This is a genomic window from Paenibacillus sp. CMM36, assembly GCF_053570945.1.
This window is the reverse complement of sequence record NZ_JBSEDY010000005.1, coordinates 197095-221489: the sequence shown is the minus strand read 5'-3', so window position 1 is coordinate 221489 and position 24395 is coordinate 197095. Positions and strand designations below refer to the sequence as shown.

The following is a 24395-nucleotide window of genomic DNA, read 5'->3' as shown; positions in this document are numbered from 1 at the left end:
GAGGGACATCTTTTATTTTTGTGATTTGGTAACAGGGCTATTTTCGCATATAATGGAGAGTAACGAATTTACGTATAGGGGTTGGACCTTTTCATGACATTGAATTTTGAATCGCTCGGCGTTGAACAAGATCTGTTGGACAAACTGACTGAGCATGAAATTACACAGCCTTCGCCAGTTCAGGCAGAGGCTATACCGGAAATAATGAAGGGAAAGCATGTATTGGCGCGCTCACAAACTGGCACAGGCAAGACACTGGCTTATTTGCTGCCGCTGTTGCAAGCGATTGATCCGCAGAAAAAGGCTACGCAAAAGCTGATACTAGCTCCAAGCCAGGAACTGGCCATGCAAATTGTACGTGAGGGTCAGCGCTACGGTGAGCATCGCGGAATCCGTGTACTCGGTCTGATTGGTGGGGCGGCTATCAAACGTCAAATCGAAAAGCTCAAGGATCATCCACAGCTTGTCGTGGGCACACCAGGACGTGTACGGGAACTCATCGCTTCAAAAAAGTTGAAAATGCACAATATTACAGCCATTGTTATCGATGAGGTGGATCAGATGTTCCAGCTCGGCGGAGCAGGCGATGTAACCAATATATTGGGCACCGCCCAACGCGATCGTCAATTGGTATTCTTGTCCGCAACGCTGAACGACGAGATTCAGTCGCTGGCGAAACGGGAGATGCGTGAATACGTAGAAATTGGGATTGATCCCGACCAGAAGACGGCCAGTGGACTGGAACACTATTACTTTGTATCTGAAGAACGGGATAAGGTGGATATGCTGCGCCGTCTGGTACGTCATTTTAATCCGAGAAAAGCGCTGGTGTTCGTGAATACAACCAATGCCATCGGGGAGATTGAGGCCAAGCTCAAGCATATGGGGCTGACTACGGCATCCTTGTATGGAGATGCGGATAAAGTCACGCGTAGCAATGTGTTGGCCCGATTCCGTGAGGACAAGCTCAAAGTGCTGGTCGCTTCGGATGTGGCAGCCCGTGGTCTGGATATTGAGGGCCTTGAAATGGTTATTCATTTTGATCCGGCTACGGATAGTCAAGCTTATGTTCACCGTGCAGGACGGACAGGACGGATGGGACGCAAAGGATTGGTGGCATCGGTTGTCACTGACCGTGAAACGTTCATCATGCGTAAGTTCTCCCGTGAACTGGGCATTGACATCGCAGAGCGTGCGTTGCATGGAGGTCGAGTAGTTGTGCCGCGTCCGGCGGATGCCAAGCGTGCACCTGTAAGACCCTCCGAGGCTAGATCCTTATCTAACGGAGCATCGGCGGAGGACCGAAAGGCACCTGTTCGTGCCGAAAACGGACGTCCTGGCAGGAATTCCGCGAACGGTTCAGCTCCAGGCAAGAGCAAAGGTGCAGCCTTGTCCAAAGCAGGAAAAGCACAGCGCGAGCGTGATCGCAAAAACAAGGGTGCACCAAGATGGCTGAAGGAAAAAGGATCAAAACCGAACGAGTAAGGGAGAAGAGGGGGAGCCATGGAACAACAGCCTGTGTTGCAAATTAACGGACTGACCGGCGGATATAGCGCCAAGCGCCCGGTGTTGCATCAGATTTCGCTGGATGTGAAACCGGGCGAAATGGTAGGACTGATTGGTCTGAACGGGGCCGGGAAAAGTACGACCATGAAGCATATTTTGGGCCTGATGACACCGCAGGCCGGAGAAATTCGTGTGCAGGGGCATAAGCAGGATGAAAATCCCGAGGAATATCAGGGAGCCATTGCTTTTGTACCTGAATCTCCAGAGCTGTATCCTGAAATGACGGTGATGGAGCATATGGAATTCACGGCCAGAGCGTACGGAGTTAGCGAAGCAGATTTCCGCACACGCAGTGATCAAATGCTGGACTTGTTCCGTATGCGGGATAAAAGTGGAAGTATGTCGATGCACCTGTCTAAAGGGATGCGCCAGAAAGTGATGATTATGTGTGCATTTTTAGCGGGACCGCCGTTGTATGTCATAGATGAACCTTTTTTGGGTTTGGACCCGCTTGGTATTCGTTCCCTGCTTGACTTTATGTTAGAGATGAAGCGTTCGGGTTCGTCCATTCTACTCAGTTCTCATATTTTGTCCACGATTGAAAATTATTGCGATCGTTTCATTGTACTTCATCAGGGTGCCATCATTGCGCAGGGTACGCTGGACGAAGTGACAGCACAGGCGGGTAAGCCGGGCATGCCGCTGGAAGATGCATTTTATGAGCTGGTACAGGGCAGGGAATGAGCATGGATTTGCAACGTCTGCATAAAGAAAGACGTGTAGCGTTCTGGGGACAGGTGTTGCCTTATCTGGGCTATGTCATTCAGAGCGGTCTGGCGGTGGTGTTCGGCTTTGCACTGATTGCCTTTGCCGCATGGTACACGTCGCTACTAATGCATACTCCACCGGATTTGCCCATCCGCTGGATCATGCTTATTGTGGCTATTCCGATTGCTCATGCGAGCTTTCGTACGTATTTAAACGCAGCGGATATTGTTTTTCTCCGTCCACAGGAGCACGCAATGCACTATTATTTTAAGGCCAGCCGGATTCGGGGTGTGGTGTATAAAATATTCGGTTTGCTATTGCTGTCTATTATAGTGTGGCCGCTGTATATTCGCAGTGATTCCGCGCCTAAGCCGTTGCTACTGACCCTGCTACTGTTCGTGCTATTAAAGCTGCTATTCAGCTACGGCGGCTGGCAAGAGCTTCGTATGGTATCGATTGGCGGGAGTATAGGCTATCGTCTGCTTCGGTGGGTGTTGGCTGTGCTGATGGTAGCCGCATGGCTATGGCAGCCTCCACTACACAGCGTACCATTTATCATATTGGTCGGTGTGGTGTACGTGCTTGTTCTGCGTTTTCCGGTCAAGCTGCTAGTGGCTTGGGAAAAGCTGATTCGTACAGAGGGTATGCAGGCTGCTCGGGTGATGCGCACTTTGGGCTGGTTTGTCGATGTGCCCGCCCTTACGCAGAGAGTGACGCCGCGCCGTTGGCTATCCTGGTTGGGAGGTAACATACCTTGGAACAGAAGGGGAGCGTATCGTTATCTGCTGTTTAAGACGTTCCTGCGCACAGAGCCAGCAGGTATTGTCATTCGGCTCGGGATTCTGGGGTTGTTAATTATATATATCACCCATGCTAGTTGGATTGGTATTGCAGTATATTTATTTTTCATATTCCTCATTGGTGTACAGGTCACTTCACTAAGGCAGTATCACAAGGATTCGTTATGGCTTCAGTTGTATCCGATTCCTGCGCATAGTCGTCGTGCGTCTTTTCTCGACTTTGTTGTTCGGTTGACGTTGCCGGCTGCTGTGGTTCTGTGGCTTCCTTTTCTGGCAAAGGGAACGGAAGATCTACTGTCTACACTGCTCACGTTGCTTGGGGGAGTTGCAGTAGTGTTCCTGCTACGAGGCGCTCAAGCCAAAAAATGGCGTTTGGACGGTCAGGATGAAGAAGAAGTGTGATTTGTATCTATGTGAATAAAGTAAAGGCTAATTCGCAGGCAGCACTTGCTGCTTGCGAATTAGCCTTTTTTTGTACTGCTATCATAGCCGTGGGTGCAGATATCCGTCAGCTTATATAAAGATCGTTTTGCTGATGATAACTAATAAAATGAACAGTACCAGAATTGTTCCTGTGCTTGTGAATGCGCCGTAACCACCGTAACCGCCTCTTGTTTCTTCTGCTCCCATGCTCATTCTCCTCTCGGTCATTGTGATAAAGGATACATCGTATCTTATGAAGTGGATTTTCAGATTGCGTGGGCCATTGCTCAGGTATGTTGCTGAATCGCCTTATATTTTTCATCAGATGTAGGGGAGGAGAGAGGAAAAGACACGTATTGTCGAGAATAGAAGAAGTACGTAATCATTATCACTTGGAAAGTGGGAAAGACGAGATGCTGATAGATAAGCTGCTCGTGAACATATTTCTTGTGTTTGTACCGTTATTGGTATATAGCGCTTTGTCAGATCATCGGCATATGAAACATACCCCGTTGCTTATGGGAGGGGTGCTGGGTGTGTCTTCTGTGCTTTGCCTTATGTTTTCGTATATTTGGTATGGACTATTTTGGGATCTTCGATATGTTCCTCTGATCCTTTCTGTTTTATATTTTGGTCCTAAGGCAGGGCTTCTGAATATAACGTTGATGGTGATGGCTCGTATGTATATAGATCCTGAGTCTATAGTGGTGAGTTTTCCCAGCATGATGTTGTGTTATTTGGGGCCTCTCTTGGTGAGAAAAAAGTTTATGCAGCTCAATAGTATATTGCTTCGGGTGGGCATGAATATGCTAATGAGTATATGGACCAGTATTGCCATGTTTATATTTCTGTTAATACATTCCTGGGTCAATGGAAGGCTAGATAAGGATGAGATCGAGCTGATCCGGGCAATACTCTGGTTCGGTATGATTCAATTCCTAAGCATTGGAGCCTCCTCTTTCTGGATGGAGTTTAGTTTGGAACGGGAAGAAATGAGAAGAAAGATTAAATATGCTGAGCATCTGAATACGTTAGGTGAACTGGCTGCCTCTATGGCTCATGAAGTACGGAATCCATTGACCGTTATTAAAGGGTTCTTGCAAATGGTTCAGTCAGGGCTAGAAGGGAAAAATCGCAGATATATTGCTTTGGCACTAGCAGAGGTCGATCGGGCTGAAAGAATTATTAGCGACTATCTGAACTTATCCAGACCGCAGATTGGGAACACAGAGCTGATGGATCTGTCTGGCATGGTTCAACAGATTGTTTTGCTTTTGAAACCGATGGCGACCAAGCAAGGCGTAAGACTGTATACTGAGCTAAGGAATGAAATATACGTACATATGGATCGTAATCAGCTGTTACAGGCGTTAATACATGTGACGAAAAATGCGATCGAAGCTGCGGATGATGGAGGCAGGGTATACATAAAGCTGGCGATTCAGGAAGAGAAGGCATGTCTGCATATTAGGGATACAGGAAAAGGCATGAGTCAGGAGCATCTGGAGCGAGTGGGTACTTTGTTTTTTTCAACCAAAGAGGTAGGAACGGGACTGGGAACGGTCGTCTCCTTTCGAATCATTGAAGCCATGAACGGAAGTATACACTATGAGAGTGAGCCCGGAGTCGGAACGGAGGTAGTCATCCTGCTGCCACTCGCACAAGAATCAATGCTCGCTGCTGAAGGATAGTTTGTTTCGAAGTGTGACTTACAATGGTTCAGTCCATTAAAAAGCGGTATGCCACAACATCCGGCATACCGCTAATGATGCTATATTGAATCTGTTACATATTATGCGTTCAACAAATCTTGTGCGCCACGGTAAACAATGTCATACAGGTCTTCCAGATACTCTTCCTCGATACATGAGAATGCGATTCGGAGATCATATTCACCCAGCGCAATTGTTCCTACCCCATATTGTTCCAGCAAATGTGTGCGCAGTCGTTCAGCGGACAAGCCGTTCAGCTTAAGGCACATAAAATAACCCGAATTGAAAGGATAGTAGCTCCATACATCTCCGTATTTTCCACTATCGAGCAACGCTTTGACTTTATTAGCCCGCCCCTTCATAATTTGGAACTTTTCATTTTTCTGTTGTTCAAAATCGGGTGATTTGAGGGCATCCAGGACGAAGGTTTGAGATGGGTGAGGACCGCTCGAAATCGTTGCCCGAATAATCCCTAATGTTTTTTGTTCCAGTGCGCTCAGTACATCCTGATGTTCCGAAGCAAAGGTAATAAATCCGACACGGAAGCCCCAAACGAATTCTTCTTTGGTAGCTCCGTCAATTTTGACGGGTAGAATTCTCGGATGAAGTCCAGCTAACTGACCGAATAGTGATTCATGCAGGGAGTCCTCGAAGAACAGACCAAAATAAGCGTCATCCGTCACAACTACGACATTGATGCCTGCTTCTGCGGCTTCCTGAATGGCAGCAACAATCGCTTTACCCTCTTCGACTCCCGGTGTGTAGCCCGTCGGGTTATTCGGGAAGTTCAGCACAACGATTGCTTTGCCGTATTCTTTCTGTGCCAGTAGCGCCTCGCGTAATCCTTCACTATTAAAACGTTGATCCTCTGTGAACAACGGGAAATTCACCAAACGTCCATGACGGCGAATACCGAAAGTCAGCTCATAGTTTTCCCAGTTTTTGTCTGGGTAAATGACAGCGTCCCCTTCATCCGTGAACAGGTCGGCAACGATGCTCAAACCATGGGTCAGCGCGTTCGTAACTACGGGAAGGCCATAACCTTTTCCAGCCAATGAAGGGTTTTCCTTCAGCATTTTGTCACGCCATACACTACGAAGTTCAGGTTTGCCCGCAGGGGGTGCGTAAGGGTATAAATCCTTGGGATTGTAAGCGGACAGCTTCTCCTGAATGACCTCCAAATGCATAGGACCGTTACCTTCCGTAGCAATACCAATCGTGGCGTTGTACTTTTTAGCAAGCTTCCCGGCTTCTGCGGATTGACTCAAAATCCCCTCTTTTGGGAAATAAATTTCTTTCCCTAAAAGAGAAAGCATTTGATATACATGCTCGTTGCCTGTCTGAATGTTTTGGTTTAACTGCGCTGCCAGTGGATTCATTCCCGTTTCATCCTTCCAAGTCATTTTGATTACATATTATAGCATCACACACGGTAAGCGTCACGCAAAAGCATCTGGGAGCATAAAAACGCATTTTTTTGCTTAATGAAGGCGCTGAGCTTATATTATAAATTAACGGGATAGAGGACAACCAAAGATTAACAAGAGGAGGTGCAGATTTTGCTGGATACATCTGCGTCATCGTTTATCCTGTTGTCGGCCTTCGCCAAAATTGTGTGCGAGCCGGGCTGGAAATGGCAGGTACGCGAGAAGCCGATGCCAAACTATGATTTATTCTATGTATGGAGCGGAGAAGGAACAGTGGTCTTAAACGGAACATCGTATCCGGTGAGCAAGGGGAGTTGCTTCCTGTTCAAGCCGGGGGATGATACCCGTGCCACACATAACCCGCAAAAGCCGCTCATACTTACCTATATTCATTTTGATCTCATCGAACAACCAGAGCTAGTCCCTGCAAGCTACCGTATGCTGGAGGAAACGTTCGAGGTAGAGCATATGCTTGCCAGGTACGTTCGACTGCGCCTGGAGCGTGCTTACGGAGCTGACGAGGAAGGCAAGCTGATTCTAAAACAACTGATGATTCATCTGCTGCGTGCGGACCGTAAGGAGCCGCAGGAGCAACAGGCCAGTAACCAGCTCACCGAGGTCATTCGGGAAACGGCCAACTACGTGCGTCAGCATCCGGGACTTCCTCATCGCGTCGAGGATTTAGCTGCACGGGCAGGGCTGTCACCGCGTTATTTTTCGATTAAATTCAAGGAGCTGCTAGGTGTTTCCGCGCAATCTCATATTATCAGCATGCGGATTGAGCGTGCACAGCATCTACTGCTGCATGCGGGAATGAATGTGACCGAGGTGGCAGAGGCTTTGGGGTATCGTGACATCTTTTTTTTCAGCCGCCAATTCAAGCAATACACGGGGAAAAGTCCGTCTGAGATCCGGTAATGTTATAGACGGTGGACAAGCTGTTTCGGATTTAGGCATAATGGGAGTAACGCATGACAAATATAAAGGATAAATTCCAAAAAAAGGACCCGAGCCATTACGCCGGGTCCTTTTTTATATGAGCAATTTATATCATTCGATCCCAATGCTCATATGTGTAGCTATAATCCTGTTATGATATATTCACTTATGCTTTGGGATCATGTCGAAAGCAACCCAGACGTTGTCCCATTTTCACCACATCCCCCAGCTTCAATGCGGGGTCTGGCTCAAACGTACCGTTCTCAGTTAGCAAAACGACGGTTGACCCAAATTCGAAATAGGCGAGATCGTCTCCTTTTGTCCATGAGACGGCTTTATCATCCGTATATTTGATGCTACTCACATTCATTGCGCCAACCTTAACGACCGCCACCTCACCGTATTCGTGGGCGATGTACGTAATCTGTCGTTCATTGCGGCTAAGAACTGCTCGCATATGCTGCAAGCCGAAGTCATTCACTGGGTATACCTTGCCGCGCAGATGCTCTTTTTCTACCAGCGTACCGGATACTGGTGCATGAATGCGATGATAATCCGTCGGGCTGAGATAGAGTACAAAAGCATAGCCGTGTGTGTATTTTTCAAGACGCGGAGAGCGGTTAAGAAGCTCTTCCAGCGTATAGTCCTGCCCTTTGACATTCAAAAGAGTGCCGGACGTAATTGGGCCAGTGAAAGTAATCCGTGCATCCACCGGACTGGTCATCACCTCGGCGTTCGTATCAATCGGGCGCATGCCCGCTTTTAATTTGCGTGTAAAATAGGCGTTCAGAGAACGGTATTCCTTCCATTCCTGTTCAGCCTCATGCGTCTGGATCTGGTACGTACGTATAAAGGTGGGGATAAAAAGTCGGCTTGCACCGCTTTGCGCGAAGGAGCCCACAATCCGGCACACCCACTTGCGCGATGATAGCTCCGTCATGAGCCGCAGCCACTGTTTTGCCATTACAGATCCCCCTTGTTCATTTCCGAGCCGTCTTGGCCGGAACCTGTCCGGCCGCTCTGAACTATATTGACACAGAATGTGACGTAAATCAATACAGTGGACGGCCTGGTGAACGTTCGGTATCTGACGAAGGCATCCGTTCGAGAAGCCAACGAGCGTAAGCCATCGGCTGAGTGTATGTTTCTTTCCAGACATTGTGCATGCCAGCCTGGCTGAAGCCATAGCGCTGGTCACGACCGTTGCATTCGATAAAAACAATCTTGCCTTCACGGGTAATTCCCAGATCCAGACCGACATCGGCGAGACGAGGAAGGGTTTGTGCCAGTCGGTGCACGATTTGTAACGAGAGCCGCTCTAGTTCATTCATTAACCGGACTGCGTTCAAAGTCTGAACCGTCTCTGTTTGTGATAACACCTCCAGTAAGGAACGGGCCGTCCCCCCCTGTGCCACATTGGAGACAAAGGTGTGGGAAGGAGCAATTTTAGCGAACATGCCTGTCACACCCCAGATACCGCCATATCCGCGCTGAACCGTCACACGGATATCAAACGGACGATTGTTGTACAAAGCAAGCGGTATGGTTTCCTGTACGATATGAGGCACATGCAGCAGTCGTTTGTGTAGAAATAACGGGAGTTCTCCGACATGCAAACGTAGTGTGGACCAACGCTCAGGTATAGAAGGATGTGCACATTGCAAAGTCCAGCCTCCGCGGGAATGCCGCAGACGCATAATTCCTCTACCCACGCTACCGCTACTGGGTTTAATGACAACATCTCCGGTTTCCTCCATTAAGGTATGGATGGAGGAAAGGTTGCCTTGCAAGGTTTTGGGGAGGTGGATGCGTAGCAGAGGGTCTTCCTGCAGAATTGCATGTATATGGTCTTTGGGGAAACGGTTTTGTTCATTAAAAATATAGTATCCCTTTTGTACAAGCTTGTTGATATCTCTAGCATTTTCATTTTGCCGATAGAGAGTCCGATTGTGGATGACCGGCGGCAACGGAAGAGTCATTTGCCGATACTCGTTGCCGTGTTTAACAAAAGCCCGGCATGTTCCGGTCGCTATATGAATATCCTCCAGACGAAGAAAGCAGGGGATGAGCTCGTAGCTTAACCCGGCGTCCTCGTAATTGGCGATGGATTCATATCGCGTCCTCATGGCGGGAATGCCCCGGTAGGTTGCCGGGTTGAGCATGACGCCGACATGCAACATGAGTATGTCCGCCCTCCTTGTAGCACTCCAACTGATCATACTGTGATTGTAGTCCATCATATGTATCAAAGATCGGCCAGGCATGGACGCTAGCCTTGCGGTAAGCCCAAAGTTAGAAGCGAGGCACCTTTCAGGGAGGCAGACGATATGATACAAGATGAGTGTTGCAGAGTGTTGGAATAAGGTCAGAAAGTAGGTGTGGTGATGCAGAGGCCGAAGGTAGCAGTTGTTACACCGGGCTCCTTTGTTATACCTTCGCCCCGCAGCAGTTCTGTGGAGCGGGTAATTGCCCGCATGGTACCGCTGGCTAGTCATGAGCTTCAGGCGCAGATCTATGGCATAAAGGGAGCAGAGGCATCGGATCATGGCGATGTCGACGGAATTCCCTGTATGCGTTTTACGCGGGGAGCAGGTTATATTTCTGAGGTGATTGCCGATTTAAAGAGATGGTCACCAGCGGTAGTAGATGTACACAACCGCCCGGCAGTTGCGTATGCCATTCGCGAGGCTTTGCCCAATAGCCGAGTTGTGCTGACTTTGCATTCGACCACGTTCATCCGGGAGCCTCACCTTGAACGGAAGGACATGGGTAGGCTACTGGCATCAATGGATCGCATTATTGTGAACAGTGCGTATTTGGGAGCAATCGTAGCTTCTGACTGTTCCGAAGCAGTCAGGAAACGCATCGTCGTAAACAAGCTGGGTATCCATCCTGGCGATTTCCTGCCACGGTGGACTCCAGCAGCAGAAGCGGCCAGGTCGGCGCGATTGGACGATTTCGGCTGGTCAGGCCGCCAAATCGTATTATTTGCGGGCAGACTGATGCCAGGGAAGGGCGTTCACCGGCTGCTCAAGGCCCTGCGGCATGTCGTCCGCGCCTGCCCGGGCGTACTGCTGCTCATTGCAGGTAGTGCCTATTACGGGCATGACCGCCTCACGCCGTATACGGCGTCGTTGCATCGGCAGGTGCGTAAACTAAGGTTGGGGAAGCATGTGCAATTCCTAGACTATGTTCCGCATCCAGCATTGGCCTCGCTATATCAGCTAGCCGATGTGACTGTTGTTCCTTCAGTGAAGGATGAGGCCTTCGGGCTGGTCAATCTGGAAGCTATGGCAGCAGGAGTGCCGGTGGTCGCTTCACGAATCGGCGGTATTCCAGAGGTAGTACAACACGGCGAGACAGGCTGGCTTGTGTATCCGTCTCACGGTGAGCAGGAAATGGCCGATGCCATCATCAGGCTGCTCCAGCAACCTGACTTGCGACGACGGATGGGAGAAGCCGGACTTGGCGAGGTACGGAGACGATTTTGTGGCAGCACTCAGCACAACGCTGGGCACAAATCATAACGGACTGCGTAACGGAGTGACGTAGGCGCTGTTACGCGCATAGGCTATCTTATAGGCATTAGCCATGATTCCCAGCCGGGTGAATGAAGCGGAGCGACCGCTGGTTCACTCCTGTGCCAAAGGAGCGGTCACCATGAACCATCGTACGAACCATAGCCCTAAGGATAAAAGAACAGCACGGCGTAACCTTTCCCATGCGGTTCCCTCCCCCCGTGTTAACAAGGAGAAAGCGGCTTCGACTTCCGGCAGTCATAGACCGAGCCAGCGCGGGACGGCAACGGTCCCTGCCCCTGTAGAGAAGGATACCTCGGTTCAAGCTGTAGAGGAAGCGGCATGGAAGAAGCATAAGCTTCCCAAAACGCTAGAGGAAGCGATGCAGATGAATCGAGCATCTGTACTGCTGTTGTCTGTGCCTGAGTCAGATACGGAATGCAGGATGGATAACGATAAACCGTCTATTACGATGGAAGATCAGGCAGAGCAAGATTCATTACTGGATTGTTCCATAACCAGTATTCACATTGCGGAAGGAAGACACCGCCCAAAGCAGCGCGTGGTCTTGCCTGAGCAAGATATCGATCTAGCTTTCGATACGGAGAAAGAATTAGACTTGAATGCCATTCGCGACGGATCAGCGACCAGTGACGAGGCTTCTGACGATCATATAGCTTCACCTCAATATGGGAGCATTTCTTTTCACCTCCCCGCACAAGCGGATAGGGGTGAAGTGAGCGTTGTATTTGAGAAACCTTTTGTAGATACACAGTATGTAATCACAGCCAATGCCAGTATACCGGGAGTGATGGTATCCGTCACACAACGTCAGAGGTATTCAGCAGTACTTACTGTGGAACGCATACACTCAGGTCCGCTATGTGAAGGGTTGGTCCTTTGGATTGCGATGGGGCAATAATAAGAAGCCAGGAATATAAGTGTCCATAATCAACTTTATAGTAGAAAAAAGGCGTCCCATAGTGGGACGCCGTATACATAAGAGAGAAGGGGGTAGACTTGTAATATCGGGGAAGTTTATATTATTACACTTATTTCACACCTACGGCATCAAAAGACTTCATAGCAGAGGTTACGGCTATTGAATTTTCACCATAACTGTCTTTGGCTGTTTGGATAACAGCAGCACGTGCGGTGGAGAAGTTAGACGTGGAAGTCAGATAATTGGTGAAGGCATTATAATAAATATATACGGCTGCATCACGTCCGATTCCATCTACCTTGACACCATGAAAAGTGCCACCTTGTGCCAGTAGATAGTAGGCTTTATTAATAATACCGCTATTAATATGGGCTCCACCATAATCCTCGTTGTTAGGATCAGGATAGAGATTGCTGTAGTGATCGACTTGACCGTATTTGACAGGATCGGAAAGGGAGCGAATGGCATCGCCCTTAATATTAGGGGTATAAGCGACTTTGCCGAAATCCCAATTGGTACGCTCAATGTCGTTGCCTATAATATCTGAGATGGCTTCACTTAATGCACCAGATTCAGCGAAATACACGAGCCCTGATGAATGCTCGGTCACACCGTGTGTCAGCTCATGGGCAACAATTTCAAGGTCGCTGCTAAAAGGGGCAAATAACGTGCCGTCTCCGTCTCCGTAAAGCATGTGAGTGCCACCCCAGTGGGCATTATTGTAGTTCTTTGCGCCGTAATGGACTGCCGAAGCGATGGCCATGCTATGCCCGTCAATGCTGTCGCGTCCAAATCTATCCTTGTAATAATCGTAAGTGCGAATAGCGTAAGCGTGGGCATCCACCGCAGCAGGATCTTCCCATACGTTATCGGAATCTGTATACAGGGTGCCGGGGAGCGTCTCGGTGTTGTGGACGTTATAAGTTAGGATTCCTTTACCACGAGTCGTATCCTTTAGTTGATACTTCTTGCCCGAGGCTGTGGTTTCAAATGTTTTGGTATCGCCGAATACACCGCGCCCTGTGCCGATTACTTCGTTAAGAATGTCATACTTGAATACGATTTTTCCGTCATTAGCGTCAATAAAGTAACGTGTGCGCAGCAGAGTGGGCTGTAGAGTATTAACTTCGGTTACATAGACGAGACGTGTGGAGTCTCCATCGGGATAGATGTACAGTTCTGCTGTAGGGTCCACGCTTGGTTCCAGATTGGCAATCTTGGGAATAGAGGATGCAGGCTCTACCACTTCCAATGTACTGTTCTCCAGTTCAGCTGCTTTATCCAAATCCAAGGAGTCCTTATCAACAGAGATTGAAAATTCATTGTTAGATGCTGTTCCGTAAGTGTCTTTACTTACACTACTTGTACCCTCGTAAGGTTCAGGAACGATTGGGGCGGAGGAAGGGAGAGACTGAACCCGTATAGCTGCATCTTTATAAGCGGTATATACAGCCTCAGTAGCACTGATTTTTGGAGTTGTATTTTCTTTAGCATCGGCTTGTTGATTTTCTGAAATGACAGCTCCCAAATAAGAGGTGATTTGACCAGACTTGTTCACATGGATGGTCTGTTCGGCTCCAAATACGGGAATTCCGTCTACATATTGTTTTAACCGATAATGCTTTGTACCAAATTTGTCACTGGTGCGATCCACGATACGAAATTGCTCGCGCACATGGGAACCGATGTGGGTATCGTCCAGACTCAATAATGTTTTTTGTTGTCGATTTAAAAAGCTCCAGACCAGATTGTCGCCTGTTACCGTTGAAGGAGACTTCCAGTTCACCGTTTGGAATGTTGGCGTAAACTGAGTCGGATCGGGAACAGAATTTTCAGCTGCGGAGGCTCCAGGCGCAATGGCTCCTAATAACATAGCTCCTCCTAGAAGTGAAACCCATACTTTTTTCAATTCATACTCACTCTCCTTAATTAATGTTGGGGTAAAAAACACCCTGTTTGCAGAAGCCTAGCGTCATATATGTAAGTCTTGTTGCTCCTTTGAAACGTGAAGAGGCTGGATAAAAATGACCTTATGTAAAATATTAAGGTTTATTTTTTTTGCAATTTCATCGTCTCGGCTCTGATATTAGCACAGAGGTTGTCGAACGAGAAGATTAATTTTACAAAATACCCCAAAATGAATCTTTAGTCCCTGATTTACGGTTTATTTGTCTTATTTAGTCGAAAATGATCGGAGGGACTCTATGAATATGAAAAGGGCGCCCCTTTGAGGGGACGCCATAAATAAGGGGGGAAGGGGCGCAGACTTGTACACTGCACCCCTATTTTTTCGTCCATTGTATGAGTAGGGCCACATGACAGTTGCACAACGGCAACGGTCTATGGACGAGAATATGAGGATTATAGCGTATATGATTTAGTTTACACCTACAGCATCAAAAGATTTGGCAGCTGCAGTTGCTTGTGCCGAGTTCGCACCGTACAGATCTTTTGCCGCTTGGATCACAGCAGCGCGTGCGTTGGAGAAGTCAGAAGAAGAAGTCAGGTAGTTCGTAAAGGCACTATAGTAAATTTGGACCGCTGCATCGCGGCCAATTCCATTTACAGCTACCCCATGGAAAGTACCACCTTGTGCCAATAAATAGTAGGCTTTATTAATAATGCCGCTGTTCGTATGAACGCCACCGTTATCGGAGCTGCCTTTATACAAGTCGGAATAGTGATCTGGTTGATCATACAGCGTAGGATTTGACATAGAGCGAAGAGCATCGCCTGCAATGTTTGGCGTATAAATATCATCGCCTACAAGCCAGTTTTTACGCTGAATGTCATTGCCGATAACGTCCGAGAAAGCTTCATTTAATGCACCGGACTCTCCGTAATATTCCAAATTCGAAGTATACTCTGTGACACCGTGCGTAAGTTCATGTCCCACTACATCGGGGTCCCCGCTGAAGGCGATAAATGTGCTACCATCCCCGTCTCCATAAGTCATTTGGGAGCCATTCCAGAAGGCGTTGTTGTAGCGGCTACCGTAATGGACTGTCGAACGGAGTTGCAGCCCGCGTCCGTCAATGCTGTTGCGTCCAAATTTAGACTTATAGTAATCATATGTTTTGGCAGCATATGCATGGGCATCCACGCCGGCTGGATCATTCCATACATTATCGGCATCGGTCAAAAGGGTACCTGGGATGCTTTGGCGGTTGGAGGCCGTGTAAGTCACGATACCATTACCGCGTGTTGTATCTTTTAACTGGTAGCTACTACCGGAAGCCGTCGTGTTGAATGATTTGCTATCACCAAGCACACCTTTACCTGTGCCTGTCGCTTCATTAATGATGTCATACTGGAATACGATGCTGCCATCATTGGCATCAATAATGTAGCGAGTACGCAGTGGGGCAGGTTCTAAAACATTGACTTCTGTTACATAAACCAGCTGCAGGTCATCCCCTTTAGGATAGAAGTACAGATCGGCTTTAGGATCTACTTCTGGCTGCAGATTAGCGATTTTGGCAATGGAACTTTTTTCTGTCTCCACCGCTTCAATTTTGCTATCTTTCAAGGCAGACGCTTTATCAAGACTCAGCTCGTCTTTATCAATGGATAGCGTTTTTTCGTTGTTAGCTGCTTCGGCGTAAGTGTCTTTGCTTACACTGCTTTGTTCCTCAGCATCTTTAGAAATCGTATCGTCGGAGGTAGGGAGGGCTTCAATCCGTGCAGATGCTTCTTTATATGCAGTGTAGACCGCTTCAGAAGCGCTGATTTTTGGAGTTGTACCTTGCGTAGCTTCAGCTTGCTGATCCTCAGTAACCACCGCTCCTAAGTAAGAGGTGACCTCACCAGATTTGCCCACATGAATAGTCTGTTCAGCTCCATATACGGGAATCCCGTTTACATACTGTTTCAGCCGATAATGGCTCACACCGGACTTGTCGCTTGTGCGATCAACGATTCGGAATTGTTCACGTACACTAGAGTCGTCCGCACCCAATAACGATTTCTTTTGCCGATTCAAATAGCTCCATACAATGTCGTCACCCGATACCGAGGAAGGGGCTTTCCATTGCTCGGCGTGAAAGGTCGGTGTAAGCTGAGTCGGCCCCGAAACGGAACTCTCCGCTGATGCACCAGACGCGACAGACCCTAACAACATAGCTCCTCCAAGAAGCGAAACCCATACTTTTTTCATTAAAAATTCACTCTCCTCGATTAATGTCAGGATGAATCATCCTGTCTTGAATAAGGCATTGCGCCATTTATGTAGGTCGTGTTGTCGTCTGGAATAGAAGAAAATGGAACATGAAGAGAAATACCGAAGTGTTTTTCATGAAGCGTACGTGAAAAGAGGGTACTGCAGTATGAAGCATGTGGCCTAAAAAGGTGACAAACTCCTCCTTTCCTGTCGTATATAAAGAAAATAGAATAATGGTGGATAATGGAAAAGAATGACTTATGCAAAAAAAACTAATGTTGATTTTTTGAACTCCCATCATCTGGCTCTGATATTAGCACAGAGAATGACAGACGAGAAGATCTATGTCACAAATTTATCCAAAATGAATCTTTAGACCCTAATAACTCACTTATTTAATAGGATTAATAAGTTATGTAAAATAAAGTCGAAAATTGCTATGTCGAAAAGACTCCACGCTTGCCGTTACACACGGCTTTTGGACCGCATAGGTTATGTTGAACTGTCCTAATCATGCTGTCCATCTATACAGCAGGAAGGGAGGTGAGACGGGAGCATGAAGAAGCAGGGAAGAGCTGGATACAAGATCAAACGGAGGCGGCATTCCGGCGCATACTATCATTCTAAGATGTGGCTGCCGTTACGAATGCCGAACATGCATAAGACCCCTGCCATGAGGGAGGTACTCGACACGGAGAGAGGGGCACAGATCGGCGAAGAGCGACCATCTGGACCGTCATCAGTGGGAAAGTTTTTCGTATCTGTCATTATTCCGGCCATGAATGAGCAAAAAACAATCGGAGCTGTGATTCGCGAGGCGCGCCGTGTCCATCCACATACAGAGGTTATCGTCGTTGAGAACGGATCACACGATAGAACGGCGAAGGTGGCAGCAGCGGCGGGAGCTCGTGTACTTTCTTTCCCGGAACCGCTCGGACATGATGTTGGCCGTCGTGTTGGAGCGGAGGCGGCATCCGGACAGATCCTGCTTTTCCTGGATGGGGATATCGTCATTCCCTGCGTTAGACTCCGACCGTTTATACACGCCATATGTGCAGGAGCGGATGTGGTGCTGAATGATTACCATGGACCTGTGAATCGTACGCCCGTACATCCTGTAGTGGAGGCAAAGCATGTATTGAATATCTTGTCGAATCGTGCTGATTTAGGGGGAGCGTCTATGACTGGCATTCCACACGCCATTAGTCAAAAGGCTCTAAATAAAATAGGTCCAAAGCCCTTGGAGAAACCTCCCTTATTTCAAGCTATGTCCATCGCTTCCGGGTTACGAGTGGTGACTGTATATGGAATAGCTGTCGGTAAAATAAATGCGACACGTAAAAAACAGAACGGCAAGGACCCGCTGGCAGGTGTAATTGTTCAGGATCATCTGGATGCCATTGCCTGGCTTACATCGCATCTGGGAACGCGTGCGGGCTTTACGGATTTGGAGCGCAAACGGATCAGAGACGAGGTGAAACTGTGAGTAGACCGTATCGCAGAGGGAAGCGTGAAGAACCGAGCTGGGGGATCAGACGTGTTCAGCGAAAACGAGGAACGACGACTTCAATGCATAGCCGTAGGGTGAGAAAGCCCACACCTCGGGCAACAGGAATGACCGAAGTGACTCCACCTGTGGAACGCGAAGTTCCGGGAGATATTGTATTACAGGGAACCGCAGCGGCCGTGGTCAGCGCCTGTAATGAAGAGGCTACGATTGAACGGGTGCTGAGCGAGCTGGAAAAACTCCCGCTTACGGATATCATTGTCGTATTGAACGGCTGCACGGACGGCACGCGCTCCACCGTAGCCAAACATCATCCTAATGTGACTCTCGTCAACGTGCCCGATCGACTGGGGCATGATGTTGGCCGTGCAGTAGGCGCGCGTATGACGCAGGCTGATATTGTGCTGTTCGTGGACGGAGATTTGCCGATTCCAGCATCTGATTTGCTGCCTTTTCTCCACGCGGTGGATCAGGGAACGGATGTCGCGCTTAATGATCTGGGCAGACATTTGCCCCCCTATGCCCAGCAAGACAGCGTGACACGGTGCAAAGCATTCCTGAATCGCGTACTGCGCAGACCGGATTTGGGAGCAAGCTCATTGACCGCGGTACCGCATGCATTATCTCGGCGTTTACTGGATCAGCTTGGCTCAGCCGTGCTTGCCGTACCGCCAAAAGCCCACGCCATGGCAATTCTGTATGGCATGATCGTGGCGGCAGTACATGCTGTTGATGTCATTAAAACGAACCGTAAGCGGACCTTCAATGTTGGCAAAGGGAACGCTATGGAACAGTTGATCGTCGGTGACCATGCAGAGGCACTGACGGCGGTGTTTCAGGTAGCCGGGTACTCCCCGCTCGGGCCTGTTCCAACACGGGTAGACGTTGCCAAAGGGAGGAATAAGCTATGAGTCTGACGAGCATCATTATTCCGACTTATAACGGCCTGCATCTGTTAAAGCCGTGCATTGAGGCGATTCGGACACATACGATAGATGTACCGTATGAAATCATTGTTGTGGACAACGCTTCGAATGACGGAACGGATGATTTTTGTGCATCCGAGCGGCTGATCAGTATACGTCTTCCTGAAAACAAAGGCTTTCCAGCAGCATGTAACACGGGGCTCCGGCTGGCTTCAGGTGACCAGTTCGTTATTTTAAACAATGATGTGACGGTTACGCGGCGATGGCTATCGAATATGTTAGCTGCATTGCAGAGCGAAAGCATCGTGGGATTGGTGGGACCGGTGACGAATTGCGTCAGCGGTATTCAGCAGATACACGGCTTGGAAGGAGATTTGGCCAGCTGTCTGAGATATGCGGAGCAGAATAATGTAAGTAATCCCTCCAGGTGGCAGGAGGTTAAGCGGTTGGTCGGATTTTGTTTGTTATTCCGGCGTGATCTGATGGAACGGATCGGATTGCTGGATGAACGGTTCAGTCCCGGACATTATGAGGATGACGATTATTGTCTGCGCGCACGTGTGCATGGCTACAAGCTGCTCATGTGCAACGACTGTTTTGTCTATCACGAGGGGAATGCGAGCTTCTCACGCTCGGAAACTTCCTGGATCGAAGAGCTGATCGAGCGGAACTATCGTTTGTTTATAGAGAAATGGAGCATAGATCCCAGAATGTTCATCGAAACTGGAAACGCTGGGGTTGTATGCACTGAACATGCTGTCGAAGGAGGAAGGAAGATATGAAAGGGGTTATTCTCGCAGGAGGAACCGGATCGCGCCTTCATCCGTTGACTACATTACTCAACAAGCATCTGCTTCCGGTCGGCAAGTATCCCATGATCGTATATGGTATCGAGAGGCTGCGACAGGCCGGGATCACGGATATGCTTATTATTATTGGTAAACAATCGGCCGGACTGTATACCGATTTTTTGGGCAGTGGCAGTGATTATGGTGTCCAACTGACATACCGGATTCAAGAAAAGGCGGGCGGCATTGCGGAAGCACTCGAACTGGCAAGAAGCTATATGCAGGCAGAAGAGAAATTCACTGTTTTGTTAGGTGATAATTTGTTCAAGGAAGACTTGGGACCTGTGATCGAACGATTCAAGCAACAGCCCCCGGGGAGCGCCAGAGTGTTGTTGAAAAAGGTGGCAGATGCCCGTCGTTACGGGGTACCCGTGTTTGATCCTGAGCGCCCGGAGAGCATTACGCGGATTGAAGAAAAGCCGCAGCATCCCCAATCCAAATATTGCGTTACGGGTATCTATATGTACGATACTGCCGTGTTCGATAAAATCCGGCAAATTACACCTTCGGCACGTGGTGAGCTTGAGATCACGGATGTTAACAACTGTTATGCTGCTGAAGGCAAGCTGGAATATGATATTTTACGGCGTTATTGGAGCGACGCAGGAACCTTCGATTCCCTTCAGGAAGCTGGATTGAAAATGAAAGGACTTCTACCTTGATCTCAATGAAACACCATCCTACCGGGCCAGGCATATAGTATAGGCATAATGCCACCCGGAGGAGTGAACGGCATGAAACGCCTGAATATGCAAAGGAAACACAGCAAGCGGCTCGGAAAGAAAGGCTATTGGTCAGGATATAAAAGGGGCCAGGAGCAAGGTAACAGGTTGGGTCAGGCTTCGTTCGGCAAAGTATTTGAAGGCGTCAGTATTATCATTCCGTCCTGCAATCAGCTTCAACAGCTCCGTGCATGCATTCACCGTATTGAGGAGAATACGAGCCATCCTCACGAAATTATTGTAGTGGACTGCGGCTCGACGGACGGGACATCCACCTATTTGCTCCGTAAAAGCATCGCTGTGCGTTATGCGCTGTTAAAAAAGGATGTGCAAATGATAGGTAGCCTGAATCAGGGGCTGATGATGGCAAAAGGCACTACTATTGTGGTACTGGATCAAAACTCCATGGTGACCCCCGGCTGGTTGGATCGGTTGTTAGGGTGTTTACACAGCGATCCGTGTATGGGTGTTGTTGGGCCTGTAACGAATGGTCCATTCAAAGAACAGCAGATTGAGGTTCCTGATATGAACGAAAATGGAGCACGTCAATTTGCCATGACCTTCAATGTTCCCAAACCGGATGCATGGCGAGAGACCGAAAGCTTGGCTGGATTTTGTTTATTGCTGCGCAGAGAGACACTGAAAAAAACGGGCTACTGGGACGAAGGCTGCCACAGTATTGAGGAGGCCCATGCAGATTGGCTACTGCGTGTGCGTTTGTTGGGGATACGTATGGCAATTGCCGGAGATGCTTTTATCCATTATGAAGAAAGAGATCGGGATACGGTGTATGGTTTTCCTCTAACGACCGAAACAAGCGGTTCAATGGAGGAAAGCAGCCGGAACCGATCCTTTTTTGTACAAAAGTGGGGGGGATGCGGATAAGCTGTTTCACACCCTGAAATTCAGTACAGCGGAGACGGACGGCCAGATCTCAACAGATAAGGAAACACACGTATCAGCGGCAAGCTTTTACCCCATCGGAGCGGTTGTTCAGGGACCGTCCGGTGTAGTATTTCGGTTAGAGCCGGGAAGAAGGCGGTATCTGCATGGAGTCAGTGCTGCGGGAGGTGAAAACGTGCGCCCTGTCAGATTGTCTCAGCTGGACTTGTTGGCACTTCCCTTGGTAGGGAAGCCGGAGGTCACAGTTTCCGGCAGCACTGATGCACCTGTAGCTGAGTCGCCAGAGGAACCCTTGCCTGTGCTGGCGGCTCCTGAGCTGGGGAACATGTCCATGTTGCCCACACTTCATATCCCCGCTCAACGTAAGCGCTGGATCGAGTTACTGTATGCTGAAGGTGGGCAACTGTACCAAATCGGCAACGGCTGGAAAAGACCATTCCTTACCCTCTACGCTGTGATGAGCTGGCGGGCTGAGGACTATCCAATTCAATTTTTGTCCTCCGAAGAATTGTCGGCATTGACGGAGAAGCAGCCTATTATTGCTCCACCAGTGTTGCGAGGGCATTTGTGATGATCGAATAGGCGCTTTTAGGCGGAACCGACTACTCGCTGCGGCATACGCTGTAGTAGCGGAAAGCCCGTAGGTAATTCGTGCGTTCCGCACGGCGGAGCACATAAAGGAGGGGCTTATGCATAACGAGTTAGATGATTTGCTGATCCACATTTCGCACTCGCAGCAGCAGATGTCGAGGTTGTTGGATGCGGAACGGCAGGTGGTTGTGCGCATGGCGCAGATCATACATGAACTGCCAGATGAGGAGCCGCGTTTTGACGGAATTCCGGGCATTCTCGACAGCTCGGGACAAGTAAACAAAAGCATTGTGGCCTATCTGAACGGCATTGCCGATCTTCAGGAAGCAATGGCTGAAATGCTCGTTCGTGTCGTGAAGGAAACGGCATACCCGGAAGAGGAGTAACGTAACAACCGAGGGCAGGGAGTGAACACATGAGTAGGGAACAAGCAATGATTCACATGCTGGATGCGGCCTCCAAAATGCAGCGGAATGTGTCTATGATCCTGGAGGCCAAGGCGGTCGAAGCAGAAAAAGTGCGTAATTGGGCGCTGAACCATCTGGCGCCCCACGCCTTTGACACCGATGAAGAACAGCTGGGGCGACCTTTGGAGATTCACGAGCAAATGGTGGAAATGCTGGAGGGATTAACGCGGCTTCAGACTGGTCTTTGCAGCAATCTCAAAGCATTGCTGGATCAGGATGAGCAGCAGGGTGGCGGCATGGAAGGGATGATGGGAGGCATGGGCTCGGGGGATATGAACTAATGAGCATGAGGCGTGAACGTGAGATCAAGCTGGATATAATGGAGTCTATTGCTGCCAGCCAGCACGCCGTTGCCCGGATGCTGACCAGTCTTGCGGACTTGACGCCCCATGCGGATATGTCGGCTACCCGTCTGGAAGAAACCATTCGTATACTCAGCAACTACCAGGGCGAAATCACGCAAATGTTGGCGGGTATTCCATTAAGACGACAGGTATATGGAAAACCGACGAAGCCGTGGCTCCATGTGCCTGTTCAGAAAAATGAAACCACCACGAGAAAGCAAAGGAGGAATGAAAATGAGCACAAGGTGGGAACGCGCCACTCGGGAAAAAGCCCGCAAAAGACGTAAAGATGCCCGGCGTTCCAGCATTCGCAGATTAAAACGGAGAAGAAGACGTCTGCTTGCTCTAAGACGCCGTAAAAGAGGACATCATTCTGCACGTAGAAGACATCCTCTTTTGCGGCGGCGAAAAAAACCTCAAGCTAACCCGGTGGCAGTCCCTTCTGCGGAGAATCCACAGCCCGGGACTGTTGCATTGGAGCATGATCCGCAGGCATTTCAGCAGGGGTATGATGCAGCTTACAACGAGGGTTTCAATTCAGGCTTTGCCAAAGGTTATGAAGATGGACACCAGGTCGCTTACAAGGCTCAGTAAACTATGCAGAACATCCATGACAGCTAACCCCCCGAAGCTACACAGCTTCGGGGTTATTTGCGGTTCGGCAGTTGGACGGGCAAACGCCAATTTTGTCCGGGCAGTGGCAGTCGTCCATGATGCGTTTGACCCCTCCGCATATAGTTTAGGAGTGACAGAAGTTTATCCTACAACAGGACAGGGTGAAGGATGTGAACGATCAACAAAGCGGAAATGAACGCGAAGCGTACCGATGCGGCTATCGGGAAGGACGCAGAATGGGCGGTTGCACGGCTGCTCTGTCACAGGTCGTGGCCATACAGCCTGCTGTTCGTCATTTGAAAGTGTTGTATATTCCGCAAGGTTTCGCAGCTATAGACACAGGTGTGCAAGAAGCATTAGGCCAAATATGCAGCTCATGCGCCATCGGTACGCCTGCTACGATGCTAGCTGACGCCGAGGCTCAACGTCCAGACCTCGTGCTGGTCATGAACGGGCTGCATGTTTTTCCGGCGGATCATCTGGAGCAGGTACAGCAAATACGAGCCCTAGGCATTCGGACGGCCATATGGTTTGTAGATGATCCTTACTTTACGGAGGATACGGCGTTGATCTGTCAATCCTACGATGTCGTATTTACGCACGAAATTTCTTGCCTGCCGTTTTATCGCGATCAGGGAGTAACGAGGGTTCACTATTTGCCGCTGGCTGCGTCAGCTCGTATCTTTTATCCTCGGCGGGTAGAGCGGGAGCATCAGCATGATATTTGCTTCATTGGAAATGCCTTCTGGAACCGTGTGAAGCTATTCGACCACCTAGCTCCCTTCTTGGCGGACAAAAGAGTGCTGATCGTAGGTGGGCACTGGGATCGGCTGACCCGGCGGGATGTGCTGGAACGCTTTATCCGTCCGGGTTTTATGGAACCGGAAGAGACCGCTCAATATTATAACGGCTCTAAAATTGTCATCAATATGCACCGCCCGACAGACCCCGGACTGGATAATCGGAATACACACCAGCTTTCAGCGGAGTCCATCAATCCTCGGACATATGAAATTTCTGCTTGCGGCACGCTTCAAATGACGGATGTTCGGAAGGATTTGAGCCGTTATTACCGACCAGGCTATGACATTGAAACTTTCTCTGGAGCAGATGAATTGAAAGTGAAGCTGGACTACTATCTCAAGCATGATTGGGAACGCGAACGCATGGCCTGGCGCGCATTGTACACGACTATGCAAAAGCATATGTACTCCAATCGCATGGAAGAACTGCTGGACAAGGCGATGGCCTAAAGTAAACACCATAAACAGTGAGGA

The 24395-nt window shown here is 49.0% G+C and carries 23 protein-coding genes and 1 pseudogene; 18 read left to right on the top strand and 6 right to left on the bottom strand.

Annotated features, from left to right (window positions below):
• Positions 1 to 93 precede the first annotated feature (93 nt).
• From ACWA2B_RS13050 to ACWA2B_RS13040, 3 genes are read left to right on the top strand one after another with little or no spacing between them, the layout of a single operon-like run.
• Entirely contained in the window at positions 94 to 1485 is a 1392-nt protein-coding gene (locus ACWA2B_RS13050) for a DEAD/DEAH box helicase (RefSeq protein WP_029518262.1), read from the top strand.
• Positions 1486 to 1503: 18 nt separating this feature from the next.
• Positions 1504 to 2250, top strand: coding sequence for an ABC transporter ATP-binding protein (locus tag ACWA2B_RS13045; protein ID WP_013311782.1), 747 nt, complete (start codon positions 1504 to 1506; stop codon positions 2248 to 2250).
• A gap of 2 nt (positions 2251 to 2252) precedes the next feature.
• Positions 2253 to 3476 (top strand): ABC transporter permease, encoded by a 1224-nt coding sequence (locus ACWA2B_RS13040; protein ID WP_039272674.1) that lies wholly within the window; start codon positions 2253 to 2255, stop codon positions 3474 to 3476.
• 111 nt (positions 3477 to 3587) lie between these two features.
• On the opposite strand, the gene ACWA2B_RS13035 is transcribed toward ACWA2B_RS13040, so the two are convergent.
• Positions 3588 to 3704: a hypothetical protein gene (locus ACWA2B_RS13035; protein ID WP_023990126.1), complete on the bottom strand. Its 117-nt coding sequence runs from the start codon at positions 3702 to 3704 to the stop codon at positions 3588 to 3590.
• A 206-nt stretch (positions 3705 to 3910) separates the two neighbouring features.
• Here ACWA2B_RS13035 and ACWA2B_RS13030 point away from each other — a divergent pair, with 206 nt between their 5' ends.
• Positions 3911 to 5188 carry a sensor histidine kinase gene (locus ACWA2B_RS13030; RefSeq protein ID WP_029518264.1) on the top strand — a complete coding sequence of 426 codons (1278 nt, stop codon included), beginning with the start codon at positions 3911 to 3913 and terminating at the stop codon, positions 5186 to 5188.
• A gap of 101 nt (positions 5189 to 5289) precedes the next feature.
• Here the strand turns inward: ACWA2B_RS13030 and ACWA2B_RS13025 are convergent, their stop codons facing one another.
• Positions 5290 to 6588 (bottom strand): aminotransferase class I/II-fold pyridoxal phosphate-dependent enzyme, encoded by a 1299-nt coding sequence (locus ACWA2B_RS13025; RefSeq protein WP_029518265.1) that lies wholly within the window; start codon positions 6586 to 6588, stop codon positions 5290 to 5292.
• Between the two features lie 180 nt (positions 6589 to 6768).
• On the opposite strand from ACWA2B_RS13025, the gene ACWA2B_RS13020 reads away from it, so the two are divergent.
• Entirely contained in the window at positions 6769 to 7554 is a 786-nt protein-coding gene (locus tag ACWA2B_RS13020; protein ID WP_069012637.1) for a helix-turn-helix domain-containing protein, read from the top strand.
• Between the two features lie 187 nt (positions 7555 to 7741).
• On the opposite strand, the gene asd is transcribed toward ACWA2B_RS13020, so the two are convergent.
• Positions 7742 to 8539, bottom strand: coding sequence for an archaetidylserine decarboxylase (asd, locus tag ACWA2B_RS13015; protein WP_029518267.1), 798 nt, complete (start codon positions 8537 to 8539; stop codon positions 7742 to 7744).
• A gap of 88 nt (positions 8540 to 8627) precedes the next feature.
• Positions 8628 to 9755: a YheC/YheD family endospore coat-associated protein gene (locus ACWA2B_RS13010; protein WP_449292273.1), complete on the bottom strand. Its 1128-nt coding sequence runs from the start codon at positions 9753 to 9755 to the stop codon at positions 8628 to 8630.
• Positions 9756 to 9959: 204 nt separating this feature from the next.
• On the opposite strand from ACWA2B_RS13010, the pseudogene ACWA2B_RS13005 reads away from it, so the two are divergent.
• Both ACWA2B_RS13005 and ACWA2B_RS13000 read left to right on the top strand, forming a co-directional pair.
• Positions 9960 to 11122 (top strand): annotated as a pseudogene (locus ACWA2B_RS13005) (glycosyltransferase family 4 protein).
• Between the two features lie 113 nt (positions 11123 to 11235).
• A complete protein-coding gene (locus ACWA2B_RS13000) occupies positions 11236 to 12015 on the top strand; it encodes a WIAG-tail domain (RefSeq protein WP_209949721.1) in 780 nt (259 codons plus the stop codon).
• 130 nt (positions 12016 to 12145) lie between these two features.
• Here ACWA2B_RS13000 and ACWA2B_RS12995 read toward each other — a convergent pair whose 3' ends face one another.
• A complete protein-coding gene (locus ACWA2B_RS12995; RefSeq protein ID WP_449292272.1) occupies positions 12146 to 13945 on the bottom strand; it encodes a M4 family metallopeptidase in 1800 nt (599 codons plus the stop codon).
• A 468-nt stretch (positions 13946 to 14413) separates the two neighbouring features.
• On the bottom strand, positions 14414 to 16192 hold the full coding sequence (locus tag ACWA2B_RS12990) for a M4 family metallopeptidase (protein WP_069012639.1): 1779 nt from the start codon (positions 16190 to 16192) through the stop codon (positions 14414 to 14416).
• Positions 16193 to 16751: 559 nt separating this feature from the next.
• Here ACWA2B_RS12990 and ACWA2B_RS12985 point away from each other — a divergent pair.
• The 11 genes from ACWA2B_RS12985 to ACWA2B_RS12935 all read left to right on the top strand — a co-directional run bounded on the left by ACWA2B_RS12985 (position 16752) and on the right by ACWA2B_RS12935 (position 24371).
• On the top strand, positions 16752 to 17681 hold the full coding sequence (locus ACWA2B_RS12985; RefSeq protein ID WP_029518272.1) for a glycosyltransferase family 2 protein: 930 nt from the start codon (positions 16752 to 16754) through the stop codon (positions 17679 to 17681).
• A complete protein-coding gene (locus tag ACWA2B_RS12980; protein WP_029518273.1) occupies positions 17678 to 18613 on the top strand; it encodes a glycosyltransferase family 2 protein in 936 nt (311 codons plus the stop codon). The genes ACWA2B_RS12985 and ACWA2B_RS12980 overlap by 4 nt, the downstream gene beginning before the upstream one ends.
• Entirely contained in the window at positions 18610 to 19410 is an 801-nt protein-coding gene (locus ACWA2B_RS12975) for a glycosyltransferase family 2 protein (protein ID WP_029518274.1), read from the top strand. Before ACWA2B_RS12980 ends, ACWA2B_RS12975 begins: the two co-directional genes overlap by 4 nt.
• Positions 19407 to 20138 (top strand): sugar phosphate nucleotidyltransferase, encoded by a 732-nt coding sequence (locus ACWA2B_RS12970; protein ID WP_029518275.1) that lies wholly within the window; start codon positions 19407 to 19409, stop codon positions 20136 to 20138. The genes ACWA2B_RS12975 and ACWA2B_RS12970 overlap by 4 nt, the downstream gene beginning before the upstream one ends.
• A 72-nt stretch (positions 20139 to 20210) precedes the next feature.
• Positions 20211 to 21083: a glycosyltransferase family 2 protein gene (locus ACWA2B_RS12965; RefSeq protein ID WP_449292271.1), complete on the top strand. Its 873-nt coding sequence runs from the start codon at positions 20211 to 20213 to the stop codon at positions 21081 to 21083.
• Positions 21055 to 21672 (top strand): hypothetical protein, encoded by a 618-nt coding sequence (locus tag ACWA2B_RS12960; RefSeq protein WP_449292270.1) that lies wholly within the window; start codon positions 21055 to 21057, stop codon positions 21670 to 21672. The genes ACWA2B_RS12965 and ACWA2B_RS12960 overlap by 29 nt, the downstream gene beginning before the upstream one ends.
• Positions 21673 to 21790: 118 nt before the next feature.
• Positions 21791 to 22078: a hypothetical protein gene (locus ACWA2B_RS12955; RefSeq protein ID WP_013311765.1), complete on the top strand. Its 288-nt coding sequence runs from the start codon at positions 21791 to 21793 to the stop codon at positions 22076 to 22078.
• A gap of 29 nt (positions 22079 to 22107) precedes the next feature.
• Entirely contained in the window at positions 22108 to 22440 is a 333-nt protein-coding gene (locus tag ACWA2B_RS12950; RefSeq protein WP_029518277.1) for a hypothetical protein, read from the top strand.
• Positions 22440 to 22790, top strand: a complete 351-nt coding sequence (locus tag ACWA2B_RS12945; protein ID WP_039272663.1) for a hypothetical protein — start codon at positions 22440 to 22442, stop codon at positions 22788 to 22790. Before ACWA2B_RS12950 ends, ACWA2B_RS12945 begins: the two co-directional genes overlap by 1 nt.
• Entirely contained in the window at positions 22738 to 23097 is a 360-nt protein-coding gene (locus ACWA2B_RS12940) for a FliH/SctL family protein (RefSeq protein ID WP_039272662.1), read from the top strand. The genes ACWA2B_RS12945 and ACWA2B_RS12940 overlap by 53 nt, the downstream gene beginning before the upstream one ends.
• Positions 23098 to 23279: 182 nt before the next feature.
• Positions 23280 to 24371 carry a CgeB family protein gene (locus ACWA2B_RS12935; protein WP_029518280.1) on the top strand — a complete coding sequence of 364 codons (1092 nt, stop codon included), beginning with the start codon at positions 23280 to 23282 and terminating at the stop codon, positions 24369 to 24371.
• Positions 24372 to 24395: the final 24 nt, after the last annotated feature.

What these genes read in the sequence shown, in the direction of transcription:
- asd (WP_029518267.1), bottom strand. Translation starts at nt 8,539, where the DNA reads ATGGCAAAACAGTGGCTGCGGCTCATGACGGAGCTATCATCGCGCAAG.
- ACWA2B_RS12975 (WP_029518274.1), top strand. Translation starts at nt 18,610, where the DNA reads ATGAGTCTGACGAGCATCATTATTCCGACTTATAACGGCCTGCATCTG.
- ACWA2B_RS12940 (WP_039272662.1), top strand. Translation starts at nt 22,738, where the DNA reads ATGAGCACAAGGTGGGAACGCGCCACTCGGGAAAAAGCCCGCAAAAGA.
- ACWA2B_RS12990 (WP_069012639.1), bottom strand. Translation starts at nt 16,192, where the DNA reads ATGAAAAAAGTATGGGTTTCGCTTCTTGGAGGAGCTATGTTGTTAGGG.
- ACWA2B_RS13040 (WP_039272674.1), top strand. Translation starts at nt 2,253, where the DNA reads ATGGATTTGCAACGTCTGCATAAAGAAAGACGTGTAGCGTTCTGGGGA.
- ACWA2B_RS12970 (WP_029518275.1), top strand. Translation starts at nt 19,407, where the DNA reads ATGAAAGGGGTTATTCTCGCAGGAGGAACCGGATCGCGCCTTCATCCG.
- ACWA2B_RS13010 (WP_449292273.1), bottom strand. Translation starts at nt 9,755, where the DNA reads ATGTTGCATGTCGGCGTCATGCTCAACCCGGCAACCTACCGGGGCATT.
- ACWA2B_RS12950 (WP_029518277.1), top strand. Translation starts at nt 22,108, where the DNA reads ATGAGTAGGGAACAAGCAATGATTCACATGCTGGATGCGGCCTCCAAA.
- ACWA2B_RS13045 (WP_013311782.1), top strand. Translation starts at nt 1,504, where the DNA reads ATGGAACAACAGCCTGTGTTGCAAATTAACGGACTGACCGGCGGATAT.
- ACWA2B_RS13000 (WP_209949721.1), top strand. Translation starts at nt 11,236, where the DNA reads ATGAACCATCGTACGAACCATAGCCCTAAGGATAAAAGAACAGCACGG.
- ACWA2B_RS12965 (WP_449292271.1), top strand. Translation starts at nt 20,211, where the DNA reads ATGAAACGCCTGAATATGCAAAGGAAACACAGCAAGCGGCTCGGAAAG.
- ACWA2B_RS12955 (WP_013311765.1), top strand. Translation starts at nt 21,791, where the DNA reads ATGCATAACGAGTTAGATGATTTGCTGATCCACATTTCGCACTCGCAG.
- ACWA2B_RS13050 (WP_029518262.1), top strand. Translation starts at nt 94, where the DNA reads ATGACATTGAATTTTGAATCGCTCGGCGTTGAACAAGATCTGTTGGAC.
- ACWA2B_RS12985 (WP_029518272.1), top strand. Translation starts at nt 16,752, where the DNA reads ATGAAGAAGCAGGGAAGAGCTGGATACAAGATCAAACGGAGGCGGCAT.
- ACWA2B_RS12945 (WP_039272663.1), top strand. Translation starts at nt 22,440, where the DNA reads ATGAGCATGAGGCGTGAACGTGAGATCAAGCTGGATATAATGGAGTCT.
- ACWA2B_RS13035 (WP_023990126.1), bottom strand. Translation starts at nt 3,704, where the DNA reads ATGGGAGCAGAAGAAACAAGAGGCGGTTACGGTGGTTACGGCGCATTC.
- ACWA2B_RS13025 (WP_029518265.1), bottom strand. Translation starts at nt 6,588, where the DNA reads ATGAATCCACTGGCAGCGCAGTTAAACCAAAACATTCAGACAGGCAAC.
- ACWA2B_RS13030 (WP_029518264.1), top strand. Translation starts at nt 3,911, where the DNA reads ATGCTGATAGATAAGCTGCTCGTGAACATATTTCTTGTGTTTGTACCG.